General features: G+C 66.3%; 12 protein-coding genes. 8 read left to right on the plus strand and 4 right to left on the minus strand.

The window, feature by feature from the left end; translation table 11 throughout:
- The first annotated feature begins 31 nt into the window (after positions 1–31).
- Positions 32–910, plus strand: a complete 879-nt coding sequence (accD, locus tag HV701_RS10935; RefSeq protein WP_175133084.1) for an acetyl-CoA carboxylase, carboxyltransferase subunit beta — start codon at positions 32–34, stop codon at positions 908–910.
- Positions 911–1,182: 272 nt separating this feature from the next.
- Positions 1,183–1,731: an acyloxyacyl hydrolase gene (locus HV701_RS10940; RefSeq protein ID WP_175133085.1), complete on the plus strand. Its 549-nt coding sequence runs from the start codon at positions 1,183–1,185 to the stop codon at positions 1,729–1,731.
- 146 nt (positions 1,732–1,877) lie between these two features.
- Here HV701_RS10940 and HV701_RS10945 read toward each other — a convergent pair whose 3' ends face one another.
- Positions 1,878–4,946 (minus strand): Rne/Rng family ribonuclease, encoded by a 3,069-nt coding sequence (locus HV701_RS10945; RefSeq protein WP_175133086.1) that lies wholly within the window; start codon positions 4,944–4,946, stop codon positions 1,878–1,880.
- Between the two features lie 508 nt (positions 4,947–5,454).
- On the opposite strand from HV701_RS10945, the gene HV701_RS10950 reads away from it, so the two are divergent.
- The 4 genes from HV701_RS10950 to msrQ all read left to right on the plus strand — a co-directional run bounded on the left by HV701_RS10950 (position 5,455) and on the right by msrQ (position 8,879).
- Positions 5,455–6,420 (plus strand): RluA family pseudouridine synthase, encoded by a 966-nt coding sequence (locus tag HV701_RS10950; protein ID WP_175133087.1) that lies wholly within the window; start codon positions 5,455–5,457, stop codon positions 6,418–6,420.
- Position 6,421: 1 nt separating this feature from the next.
- Entirely contained in the window at positions 6,422–7,087 is a 666-nt protein-coding gene (locus HV701_RS10955; RefSeq protein WP_175133088.1) for an HAD family hydrolase, read from the plus strand.
- A 173-nt stretch (positions 7,088–7,260) separates the two neighbouring features.
- Positions 7,261–8,229 carry a protein-methionine-sulfoxide reductase catalytic subunit MsrP gene (msrP, locus tag HV701_RS10960; protein ID WP_175133089.1) on the plus strand — a complete coding sequence of 323 codons (969 nt, stop codon included), beginning with the start codon at positions 7,261–7,263 and terminating at the stop codon, positions 8,227–8,229.
- Positions 8,226–8,879 (plus strand): protein-methionine-sulfoxide reductase heme-binding subunit MsrQ, encoded by a 654-nt coding sequence (msrQ, locus tag HV701_RS10965; protein ID WP_217467959.1) that lies wholly within the window; start codon positions 8,226–8,228, stop codon positions 8,877–8,879. Before msrP ends, msrQ begins: the two co-directional genes overlap by 4 nt.
- A 16-nt stretch (positions 8,880–8,895) precedes the next feature.
- Here the strand turns inward: msrQ and HV701_RS10970 are convergent, their stop codons facing one another.
- The 3 genes from HV701_RS10970 to HV701_RS10980 are packed head-to-tail and all read right to left on the minus strand — an operon-like array spanning position 8,896 to position 10,993.
- Complete coding sequence (locus HV701_RS10970) at positions 8,896–9,681, minus strand: N-acetylmuramoyl-L-alanine amidase (protein WP_175133090.1); 786 nt, start codon at positions 9,679–9,681, stop codon at positions 8,896–8,898.
- Positions 9,682–9,683: 2 nt separating this feature from the next.
- Entirely contained in the window at positions 9,684–10,394 is a 711-nt protein-coding gene (locus HV701_RS10975) for an SAM-dependent methyltransferase (protein WP_175133091.1), read from the minus strand.
- Positions 10,391–10,993 (minus strand): Maf-like protein, encoded by a 603-nt coding sequence (locus HV701_RS10980; protein ID WP_175133092.1) that lies wholly within the window; start codon positions 10,991–10,993, stop codon positions 10,391–10,393. Before HV701_RS10980 ends, HV701_RS10975 begins: the two co-directional genes overlap by 4 nt.
- Before the next feature lie 175 nt (positions 10,994–11,168).
- On the opposite strand from HV701_RS10980, the gene HV701_RS10985 reads away from it, so the two are divergent.
- Both HV701_RS10985 and rpmF read left to right on the plus strand, forming a co-directional pair.
- On the plus strand, positions 11,169–11,795 hold the full coding sequence (locus tag HV701_RS10985; protein WP_175133093.1) for a YceD family protein: 627 nt from the start codon (positions 11,169–11,171) through the stop codon (positions 11,793–11,795).
- Positions 11,796–11,847: 52 nt separating this feature from the next.
- Complete coding sequence (rpmF, locus tag HV701_RS10990; protein ID WP_006389284.1) at positions 11,848–12,030, plus strand: 50S ribosomal protein L32; 183 nt, start codon at positions 11,848–11,850, stop codon at positions 12,028–12,030.
- The last annotated feature ends 29 nt before the right edge of the window (positions 12,031–12,059 follow it).

Here is a 12,059-nt window from a genome sequence, read left to right on the forward strand (position 1 = left end):
TGGCGCGACTTCCTTACGGGATGAACAAACAATGAGCTGGATCGAAAAACTCCTGCCGCCTCGCATCAATAAAACCAGCGACAGCGGCGCCCGTCGCGTGCCCGAAGGCCTGTGGGTGAAATGTCCGTCGTGCGAAACGGTGCTGTACAGCGAAGACCTGGCAGCCAACCTGCACGTCTGCCCCAAGTGCGATCACCACATGCGCATCGGCGCCCGTGCCCGCATCGACTCGTTGCTCGATATGGAAGGGCGGGTCGAGATCGGCCAGAGCACGCGCTCGGTCGACTCGCTGAAATTCAAGGACACGCGCAAGTATCCCGAGCGCCTGGCCGAAGCCGTCAAGCAGACCGGGGAAACCGACGCGCTGGTGGTGGTCAGCGGCTCGATCCGTGGCGTGCCGGCGACGCTGGCCTGCTTCGAGTTCGAGTTCATGGGCGGCTCCATGGGATCGGTGGTGGGCGAGCGCTTCGCGCGCGGCGCCCAGGCCGCGCTCGACAACAAGACGCCCTTCATCTGTGTCGCCGCCTCGGGTGGCGCGCGCATGCAGGAAAGCCTGCTGTCGCTGATGCAGATGGCCAAAACCAACGCCATGCTGACGCGCCTGTCGGCCGCCGGCCTGCCGTTCATCAGTGTGCTGACCGACCCCACCATGGGAGGCGTGTCCGCGAGCTTTGCCTTCATGGGCGACGTGGTCATCGCCGAGCCCAAGGCCCTGATCGGCTTTGCCGGCCCGCGCGTGATCGAACAGACCGTGCGCGAGAAGCTGCCGGAAGGCTTCCAGCGCGCCGAGTTCCTGTTGCAGAAGGGCGCCATCGACATGGTCGTCGATCGCCGCCAGTTGCGCGAGGAAATCGCCCGCCTGCTGGCGCTGCTGACCAACCAGCCGGCCGACGTCGTCGCCCCCGCCTGAGCCATCCCGTCCGGGTCTTGCCGACCCGGTAGGCGCAATGCATGAATAGCCGCCGCGCGTCAGTGCCGGCGGCTTTTTTGCGCGCTCAGGTTTTGCGTCATGACAGGGGCATTGCCTCTGCTGGACGGAACAGTGTTTTCCATCTTTTTTGTTGCCTTATTACGACATATTGCAAGCCTTCCGGCCCGGTTTTTGCTATGTTCTGTAGTACTGGATAACACTCGTGAATTGCGCCGAGATGTGCATCCCAAACAAATACGGAGTTGCTTCCAATGCAGTCGACCAAGAAGAAGATGCTTGCCCGCCTAGTTGGTTTGGCCCTTGCCAGCGCCGCGACGATCGCCAGCGCCCAGTCGTCCGAAGGCACCCAAGGTGGCGTGAGCCTGCACTACGGTGTTGGTGATCATTACCAGCGCTTTACGCTGAATTACGAAACGCCCTCGGTCTGGACCTACCAGTTCGGTGGCAACTGGGGCCGCCTGGACCTGACGCCCGAACTCGGCGTGTCGTACTGGTGGGCGAACGGTGACCGCTCGCCCAGCAATGTATGGCAATTGAACGCCATCCCGATGTTCCGCTGGTGGGCCGGCGAGCGCTTCTACCTCGAAGCCGGCATTGGCGCGACCGTGTTTTCGCGCACCCGCTTCGCCAACGAGAACATCAGCACCGCCTTCCAGTTCGGCGACCACGTCGGCCTGGGCTTCCTGCTGACGCCGAACAACCGCATCGGCCTGCGCTATTCGCACTTCTCCAACGCCAGCATCAAGCGCCCGAACCCGGGCCTGGATACGGTGCAGTTGACCTACACGTACCAGTTCTGATCGTTCTGCGTCCGGTCTGATGAAAGAACCCTCGGCGACGAGGGTTTTTTTTCGCCTCAACTTGCGCGGCCATGCGCGCGCCGATTGGCCAGCCCCAAAAAAAAAGCCCCCATCGCATGATGGGGGCTTTTCGCCAGGCGCCGTGCTTAGTGGCGGGTTTCGACCTGAACCAGCGGTTCGTTCGAAACCGGCGCCACCGGCTTGCGCTCGCGGCCCAGGCGGACCGGTGTGTGCGCTGCGGCGATACGCAGCTGCGTCTGGGCGTGGCGCTCGGGGTCGGTTTCCACCCATTGCAGGCCGGCGGCGTTGACCACCTCATGCAGGGCCTGGGCCTTGGCCGAGGGCGCGGTTGCCGGCACCACGATGGGCTGGGTGCTGGCCGGCGCGGCCTGTTCGGTCGAGGCGGCGGGCGCAGCAACCTGAGCGGGCGTCGCCACCGGGGCCGACGGTTCTTCCACCGGGGTAGAGGCGGCAACCGGCTCGACCGGCGCGGCGACCGGCTCGGCGGGGGCGGCCGTGACTACGGGTTCCACCACCGGTTCGACCGTGGCGGCTTCCACCGGCGCGGCGGCGGGGGCGGCTTCGGAAACCTGGCTGGCGGGCTCCACGGCCACCGGCGCGGTTGCCTCGGCAACCGGGCTCTGCGTGGGTTGCGGCGTCACCGGCTCGGCAACGGCAGGAACCTGCTCGACCGGCGCGGAGGCCGGTTCGGCTTGAGCGGCTTCAGCCGGTTGCTCCGGAGCCAAGGCCTGCGGCGCGGCCTGCTCGACCGGGAGGGCGGCCGGCGCGGGGGCCGCGGTTACGGCCTCGGCCTCGGCCTGTTCGCCGGCATCTTCCTCGCCACCCTCTTCCATCTGCTCTTCGCTGCCAGCCACGCCGGACTCGTCCTGGCTGCGGCGGCCACGGCGGCTGCGGCGGCGGCGACGCTTGCGTTCCGGATCGGCGGCGCCTTCGGCGCCTTCCATGGCGGGCGCCCCATCGGCGCTCTGTTCGACAACGTCGGCCTCGCCCTGGGCGTCAGGCTGCCGGGTTTCCGGCAGCGCGGTGGCGACCGTCTGGGCCAGCGCCGCGACCATGCTTTCCTGATCGTTCATCGGCGTGTCGGCCTGGCCTTCCTCGCGGCGGTTGCGGCCACGGCCACGGCGGCGGTTGCGGCCGGCGCCGGTGTCTTCACCAGTGGCTTCCGGCGCGCTATCGGGACGATTCGAGGCCAGCGCGGCCTGATCGCGTTCGCCACGCTCGTTGCGATTGTGGCGTTCGCCTCGTTCCTGGCGCTCGCCGTCGGCGCGACGATTGCCACGGATATGGCGGCCGCCTTCGCTGCCCTCGGCGCCTTCCGCGCGCGATTCACCGCGGCGGTTGCGGTTGCGGTCGGAACCGTGGCGCTCGCCGCGGCGTTCCTGGCCGTCGTGACGGCCCTTGCCGCCGCGCGAAGGCGACGTGGCGCGCTTGGCGCCGGCCTCTTCCTGGGTGGCGGCCGGAGCTGCCTTGGCGGGTTCGTTGTTGCCGGTGAGCCAGCCGAACAGGCGCTTGAGCAGGCCGGGGCCGCCCGCTTGCGCCGGAGCGGCCGCGACGGGGGCGGGCGCCGGGGCAGGGGTCGACACCGGAGCCGGTTGCGCGGGCGTGATGCCCTTGACCAGCGCTTCCGGACGGGCCTTGACCTCGTTCTCGCGCGGTTGCCAGGGCGCGTCCGTGGCGGGCGCCTCGACCAGCTCGAAGCTGGTCTTCACTTCTTCCAGGCGCGGATCGTCGTGGCGCAGGCGCTCGATGTGGTGGTGCGGCGTTTCCAGGTGCTTGTTGGGGATCAGCACCAGGTTGACCTTCAGGCGGGCTTCCATCTTGGTGATGTCGGCGCGCTTTTCGTTCAGCAGGTAGGTCGCCACGTCGACCGGCACCTGGGCGTGGACCGCCGCGGTGTTTTCCTTCATGGCTTCTTCCTGCAGCAGGCGCAGGACGTGCAGGGCGCTGGATTCGGCGTCGCGGATCACGCCGGTGCCGTTGCAGCGCGGGCAGGTGATGTGCGAGCCTTCGTTCAGGGCCGGACGCAGGCGCTGGCGCGACAGCTCCATCAGGCCGAAACGCGAGATCTTGCCCATCTGGACGCGCGCGCGGTCGAAATGGAGGGCATCACGCAGGCGCTGTTCGACGGCGCGCTGGTTCTTGCTGTCTTCCATGTCGATGAAGTCGATCACGATCAGGCCGCCCAGGTCGCGCAAGCGCAACTGGCGGGCCACTTCGTCGGCGGCTTCCGAGTTGGTCCGCAGCGCGGTTTCCTCGATGTCGGCGCCGCGGGTCGAGCGGGCCGAGTTGACGTCGACGGAAACCAGCGCTTCGGTGTGGTCGATGACGATGGCGCCGCCCGAGGGCAGGGTCACGGTGCGCGAGTAGGCCGTCTCGATCTGGTGTTCGATCTGGAAGCGCGAGAACAGCGGGATGTCATCGCGGTAGCGTTTGACGCGCTGGACGTTGTCCGGCATCACCACGCTCATGAACGCGGTGGCCTGGTCGGCGATCTCGTCCGTGTCGATCAGGATCTCACCGATTTCGGGCGAGAAATAATCGCGGATGGCGCGGATGACCAGGCTGGATTCGAGATAGATCAGGATCGGCGCGGAGTTGTCGCGCGCGGCGCCGTCGATGGCGGTCCAGAGCTGCAACAGGTACGACAAGTCCCATTGCAGTTCCTCGACGTTGCGGCCAATGCCGGCGGTGCGGGCGATGATGCTCATGCCCTGGGGCAGCTCGAGCTGCTCCATCGTGTCGCGCAGTTCCTGGCGGTCCTCGCCCTCGACGCGGCGCGAAACGCCACCGCCACGGGGGTTGTTGGGCATCAGGACCAGGTAGCGGCCGGCCAGCGAGATGAAGGTGGTCAGGGCGGCGCCCTTGTTGCCACGTTCTTCCTTTTCGACCTGGACGATCAGTTCCTGGCCTTCGCGCAGGGCATCCTGGATGCGGGCGGTGCGGACGTCGACGCCTTCCTTGAAGAAGCTGCGGGCCACTTCCTTGAAGGGAAGAAAACCATGGCGGTCTTCGCCGTAGTTGACGAAGCAGGCTTCAAGGCCGGGTTCGATCCGGGTGATGACACCTTTGTAGATGTTGCCTTTGCGTTGTTCGCGGCCGGCAGTCTCGATGTCTAGGTCGATGAGTTTTTGCCCATCGACGATCGCGACGCGTAATTCTTCCTGGTGCGTCGCATTGAACAGCATGCGCTTCATGAGAGGGTTTCTCCGTTGTCATGACGCGCCGATATCGGCGCGTGACCTCGGGCCACTCGGGCTGCGGCTGAAGCGGGCAAGAAGATGCGGACCGTACCTGGGCGGCGCCCAGGCGTATCCGCCGCGGGTCAGGCGGGCACGTCGTGCCGTGGGGCACGGGGTTCTTTCAGCAGGAGGGTCAGCTTCACTGAATGTGGTTTGACGGAAATGTGCTGTGAACGGCAGTTGCGGTCGGATTGGTTGCCTACACGCAGCTGGTGCTTTAAATATGCGACGATTCTTGCAGTGCTTCAAGCCGCTTGCGGCAGGCAACGGACCTGCTGGGACAGCGGGCAAGATGAATGCCACACCACTATCCGACAGGGCGCGGTTGCGCCGGCGACCAAATGACCCAGGGGTTGAATGAGCAGGCAGTACAATGGCGGCCCACGCGCTCGACGGAGTTGCGTTCTTGAGTTGCATCTCTACGCCAGCGGCTGATTCAGCCCCTTAAGGCTGTCCCGATTATATGTCGCTTTCCGCAATGCGCAAAGAAACTTCCTCCCCTATGGCCACCCCCTCCGTCCGCATGGTGGAAGTGGGGGCCGAGCACGCCGGCCAGCGCCTGGATAATTACCTGATGCGCCTGTGCAAGGGCGTCCCCAAAACCCACATCTACAAGGCCATCCGTGGCGGCGAGGTCCGGGTAAACAAGGGACGCATCTCGGCGGACTATCGGGTGGTGGAAGGCGATATGGTCCGCATTCCGCCGCTGCGTCTGCCCGATCCGGGCAAGCCACGGCCGGTGCCGGCCGCCGAGTTCCCGGTAGTGTTCGAGGACGACGCGATGCTGGTGGTGAACAAGCCCGCCGGCGTGGCGGTCCATGGCGGCAGCGGCGTGTCCTTCGGTGTCATCGAGCAATTGCGCGCCGCGCGGCCCGAGGCCAAGTTCCTCGAACTGGTGCACCGGCTCGATCGCGAGACTTCCGGCCTGCTGATGGTGGCCAAGAAGCGCAGCGCGCTGCTGGCCCTGCACGCCATGCTGCGCGAGGGCCGTAGCGACAAGCACTATTACGCGCTGGTCGAGGGCGATTGGGTCAACGACCGCCAGCACATCAAGCTGTCGCTGTCCAAGTGGACCACCCAGTCCGGCGAGCGCCGCGTCAAGGTCGATCCCGATGGGCAAAGCGCCCACACCATCATTACGCTCAAGCAGCGCTTCGGCCGCTACAGCCTGGTGGACGCCGAGCTGCGCACCGGCCGCACCCACCAGATCCGCGTGCACCTGGCGGCCAGCGGCTTTCCCATCGTGGGCGACGACAAATACGGCCACGATGAGGTGCGGGCCGAATTCGCCCGTATGGGGTTCGGCCGCATGTTCCTGCATGCCCATCAATTGACCCTGAATCATCCGCTGACGGGCGAACCGATGACGCTGACCGCCGAACTGCCGCCCGCGTGCCTGAAAATACTGAAACAACTGGAGTCGGTCTGATATGTCGTATTCGCTGGTCGTTTTTGACTGGGATGGAACCCTGATGGATTCCACGCACAGCATCGTGGCCGCCATCCAGGGGGCCTGCCGCGACCTCGCGCTGCCGGTGCCGTCGGCTTCCGACGCCAGTTGGGTGATCGGGCTGTCGCTGGAAAGCGCGCTGCGCCGCGCCGTGCCGCAGCTGACGCCGGCGATGCTGCCGCGCTTCCTGGAGCGCTATCGCACCCATTACTTGCTGCGCGATCCCGAACTGCGCCTGTTCGACGGCATCCCCGAATTGCTGACCGAACTGGCTGAACGCAATGTGCGCCTGGCCGTGGCCACCGGCAAGAGCCGGGTCGGCCTGACCCGCGCCCTGGCCGCGACGGGCCTGGGGCCGGTGTTCGATGCCACCCGCACGGCCGACGAAACCTTCAGCAAGCCGCATCCCGCCATGCTGCACGAACTGATGACCGAACTGGACGTCGATCCGGCCCGCGTCGTGATGGTGGGCGACACGTCCCACGACCTGCAGATGGCCACCAATGCCGGCGTGCATGGCCTGGGCGTGACTTACGGCGCGCATACCCTGAAGGAGCTTGAGGGTTGTGACCCGCAGGCCATCCTGGACAGCGTGCCGCTGGTGCGCGAATGGTTGCTGGGCCGGACGCTGGCGGCGGCCGCCTGAGTTACCGCAATGCCTGGGACCGGGCGCCTGCGCGGGAACACCCGCGGGCGGACGTGGTCTATCGCTGATCGCCGCCGACGCGGTCGGCGGAATATCATGGGGTCGCGCATCGTCCATACCCTGCGCGGGGTGGTCGAAAGGCGCCGCCACGCGCCGGCCCCCAGGAGAATCCCATGCTGATACGCAAGCCCGATGACATCATTCCGTCTGAAATCACCAGCGAGGCTGTCTGGCGCTCGCGCCGCGACCTGATTCTGCGCGCGGGCGTCGCGGCGGCGGGGCTGGGGCTGCCCGGCTGGGCGGCGCGCAGCGCCTTCGCCCAGGGGACCGCTGGCGGCGCCCTGGCGGGTCAGGCCAATGCCGCCTTCAGCGTCATGGACAAGCAGACGTCCTTCAGTGATATCACGTCGTACAACAACTACTACGAATTCGGCGTTGACAAGGGCGAGCCCGCGGCCAATGCCGGCAAGCTGCGGACGCGGCCATGGACGGTCAGCGTGGAGGGCGAGGTCGGCAAGCCGCGGACCTTCGACATCGACGAACTGCTCAAGCTGGCGCCAATGGAAGAGCGCGTCTACCGGCTGCGCTGCGTCGAGGGGTGGTCCATGGTGATCCCCTGGGTCGGTTATTCGCTGTCGGCGCTGCTCAGGCAGGTCGAGCCCACCGCCAACGCCAAGTACGTGGAATTCGTGACCGCGGTGCAGCGCGAGAACATGCCGGGCGTGCGCGCCGCCATCCTCGACTGGCCCTATGTCGAGGGCTTGCGTATCGACGAGGCCATGCATCCGTTGGCAATGCTGGTGTTCGGCGTCTACGGCAAGGTGCTGCCCAACCAGAACGGCGCGCCGTTGAGGCTGGCCGTGCCCTGGAAGTACGGTTTCAAATCGGGCAAGTCGCTGGTCAAGATCCGGCTGGTGGAAAAGCAGCCGGTGTCCTCGTGGATCAAGGCGGCGCCGCAGGAATATGGCTTCTATGCCAACGTCAATCCCACCGTGCCGCATCCGCGCTGGAGCCAGGCCACCGAGCGCCGCATCGGCGAGGACGGCCTGTTCTCGCCCAAGCGCAAGACCTTGATGTTCAATGGTTATGCCGAGCAGGTCGCCTCGCTCTACCAGGGCATGGATCTGAAGGCCAACTATTGAAGCCGCCCGGGATCGATCCCGTCGGCGTGGTCGCGGCGCGCAAGCCACAGTGGTCGGCGCGGGCCGTCGCGCGCGCCAAGCCGGGGCTGTTTCTGCTCGGCCTGGCGCCATTCGCGCGCTGGATCTGGCTGGGATTCAACAATGGCCTGACCGCCAATCCGGTGGAATTCCTGACGCGTTCGTCGGGCACCTGGACGCTGGTGTGCCTGCTTGTGACCCTGGCGATCACGCCCTTGCGGCGCCTGACCGGGCAGCCGGCGCTGGTGCGCCTGCGCCGCATGTGCGGCCTGTTCGCGTTCTTCTATGGCGCCATGCATTTCATGGCCTGGGTCTGGTGGGACCGCGGTTTCGATCCCGCCGCCATGCTGCAGGACATCGGCGAGCGGCCCTTCATCACCGTGGGTTTCGCTGCCTTCGTGCTGATGACGGCGCTGGCGGCTACCTCCACGCAGTGGGCCATGCGCAAGCTGGGCAGGCGCTGGCAGCAACTGCACCGCGCCATCTATCTGATCGGCCTGCTGGCGATACTGCACTACTGGTGGCACAAGGCCGGCAAGAACGACCTGTCGCAGCCGATCCTGTATGCCGCGGTGCTGGCGCTGCTGTTGGGCTGGCGGCTGGCCGTTTGGTGGCGCCGCCGCCCGGGGTGAGCGGCACACCGGCCGGCTACAGCATGGCCAGCATGATCGCCGCGGTTTCGGCGTCCGGCTGGCCGTCATGCCGGGCGGGGCGGTAGTGCATCTGGAAGGCCGCCAGCACATTGATGGTGGCCCGGTCCAATGTGCCGTTCTGCGGCGCGGTGTAGCCCAATCGCTGCAACTGTTGCTGGAACCAGGCGACGTCGGGCGTGCCCTGGGCCTGCAGGCGCGCCAGGTGCGAGGCGGCGCCGGCCTCGTCGTACCAGCGGCCGATTCCGGCCGCGGCCAGTTGCTTCCATGGGAACAGCGGGCCGGGATCGACCTTGCGCTGGGGGGCGATGTCGCTGTGGCCCACCACGTTCTCGGGGGCGATGCCGTAGCGCTGGATGATGTCGCGCAACAGGATCGTCAGCGCGCGGATCTGTCGGTCGCCATAAGCGTGCCACTGTGGCTTGCCGTCGTCGCCGTCGGTCCAGCCCGGGTTGACGATCTCGATGCCGATCGACGTACTGTTCATGGCGTTCAGGCCGTACCAGGCGCTTTCGCCGGCGTGCCAGGCGGCGCGGGTTTCGTCGACCAGGCGGTAGGCGCGTCCGGGCGTGTCGATCAGGTAGTGGGCGCTGACCTTGCCCTGTGACAGCAGTTTCATCGACTGGGCGTCGTCGGTCGAGGTGTAGTGCAGGACCACGAAGCGCACCCGGCTGCTCTGGCTGACGGCAGTGATCGACGTGTCCAGGTTCAGGCCGGCGGGGCCGCGCTGGGCGCAACCAGCCAGGGCCGCGAGGGCCAGGAATACTGTGGCAAGTCGGATCATGGTCAGCGCGCCAGGTACAGGAACAGGGTGGGCATTTTGTCCAACTGCGGGGCAGGCTGTTTTTTCCAGTCGGCGATGGTGCGGGTGGCGATCCATTCGTCGGCGGTGGTCAGCGCGCGTGCGATGCACAGCTTGGTGTCGCCCTTCAGGCTGGCCAGCAGCGTGGCGAACATGGCGGCGTTGCGATAGGGGGTCTCGATCAGCAGCTGCGTCTGGTTGTGCCGGGCGGACTGCTGCTCCCAGGCCTTGAGCTGCTTGGCGCGCTCGCCGGCGTCCACCGGCGCGTAGCCGTGGAAGGCGAAGCGTTGGCCGTCCAGGCCGCTGGCCATCAGGCCCAGCAGGATGGAGGAGGGGCCGACCCAGGGTTTGACGGTCAGGCCCAGTCGATGGGCGGTGTCCACGACCTTGGCGCCGGGGTCGGCGACCGCGGGGCAGCCCGCTTCGGACACCAGGCCGATTTCACCGCCATGGCGTAGCGGTTCGAGCCAGGCGTTGATCTGGGCCGCGTCGGTCTTGTCGGTGAGCGTGTGGATGGTGATTTCCTGCAGCGGGCGGGTCGTGCCGATCAGCTTGAGGAAGGCGCGCGCGGTCTTGGCGTTTTCGGCGATGTAGGTATCCAGGGTGCCAGCCAGCGCGCGCGCGTCGGCAGGCAGCCAGCTGTCGGGGTTGGCCTCGCCCAGGCCGACCGGGATCAGGTGCAGCGCGCCGCTCATGCGGGAGCTCCCGGGGCGTCCAGGGGATCCAGGCCGAATCCGGCCAGCATGCCGGTCAGGGCGATCAGCGGCAGGCCGATGATCGCGGTCGGGTCGTCGCTCTGGATGCTTTCCATCAAGGCGATGCCCAGGCTTTCCGCCTTGGCGCTGCCTGCGGTATCGTAGGGCTCCTCGGCGCGCAGGTAGGCGTCGATGGCGCGGTCAGACAGGCGCCGGAAGTGGCAGCGGGTGACAATATCGGCCTTTTCCACCCGTTGGCCATCAGTAACCGCCAACGCGCTGTGAAATTCCACGATCTGCCCGGAAAGTGCGCGCAACTGCGCCTGGGCTCGCGTAAAATCCCCGGGCTTGCCGATAGGTTGGCCGTCGATGGTGGCGACCTGGTCCGAACCGATGACGATGCTGCCCGGGTGCTTGCCGGCCACCGCCATGGCCTTGGCGACCGACAGGCGCAGCGCCAGCGCTTCGGGCGACTCTCCTGGCTGTGGCGTTTCGTCCACATCGGGCGAGATGGCGGTGAAGGGCAGGCGCAGGCGGCCTAGCAGTTCTTTGCGGTAGCGTGAGCTGGAGGCGAGGATCAGGCTGGGTTGTGAGGGCATTCGGTATTTGACGTTGGGACGTAAGTCACAGTATTATCTAACGTGTTGCGGCATTTTTGCAGGGCAGCATGCCGCCGGTGACGTGAATGTTGCCGCTGACTGCTGCTGGGTGTGTGCCGCCGCTGGTGTGCCGCCACCCCGGATGGGGTGATGCCACGCCGGGCGGGCCGCGAAATTGCAAGGACAGATCATCAAGCCCATCGACGCATTCGCATTCGCCCATTCGGGCAAGGAAGCGCAAGGCACCATACCTCTTGTGCGGCTGACGCGCGCGGTTGACGGGCTTCCCGAGCAGCCGGCGGGTGATGCCGGGCTCGTGACGTGGTCCGTGCGCGGAGAAATGGGCAAGACCGGGCTGCTGCATGGTCAGCCGCTGCTGCGCATTCATGTGCGGGCGAATCCGGTGGTGGTGTGTCAGCGGTGCAATGAGCCGTTCGCCTATCCGGTGGACAGCGAGGTTCTGCTGCAGTTGGTCAAGTCCGAAGCCGATCTCGACGACGACAGTTCCCATGGCGATCATGCCGCGGGTTTTGACGACGAGGACGAGGATGGCGAAGGTGGCCGCGAGGCAGGAAGCGCAGGAAATGGTTTTGTGTCCAACCAGCCTGAAAAGGTGGTGGGTTCGCATCACTTCGATCTGTTGGCCCAGGTCGAAGATGAGCTCATTCTGAGCGTTCCGTATGTGCCCAAGCATGATGTATGCCCGGGCGCGCAGGCCAAGGACGGCGAGGCTTCCCAAGAGCCCGTTGTCAAGCGTCCGTCGCCGTTTGCGGTGCTGGAACAACTGAAGCACAAAGATTGAGATCAACATCGGGCCGCATCGCGTACAATGCGCCCCGTTTCTAGGAGTCATCATGGCTGTTCAACAAAACAAGAAGTCCCCGTCCAAGCGCGGTATGCACCGCTCGCACGATTTTCTGGTGAATCCGTCGACGGCGATCGAGCCCACCACGGGCGAAACGCACCTGCGTCACCACATCAGCCCCAACGGCTTCTATCGTGGCCGCAAGGTCCTGAAGACCAAGGCCGACGAATAAGGCCCCCGGGCCGAACTCGTACTCGGACC

The organism is Achromobacter pulmonis, assembly GCF_902859765.1.
Classification (GTDB): Bacteria; Pseudomonadota; Gammaproteobacteria; order Burkholderiales; family Burkholderiaceae_B; genus Achromobacter; species Achromobacter pulmonis.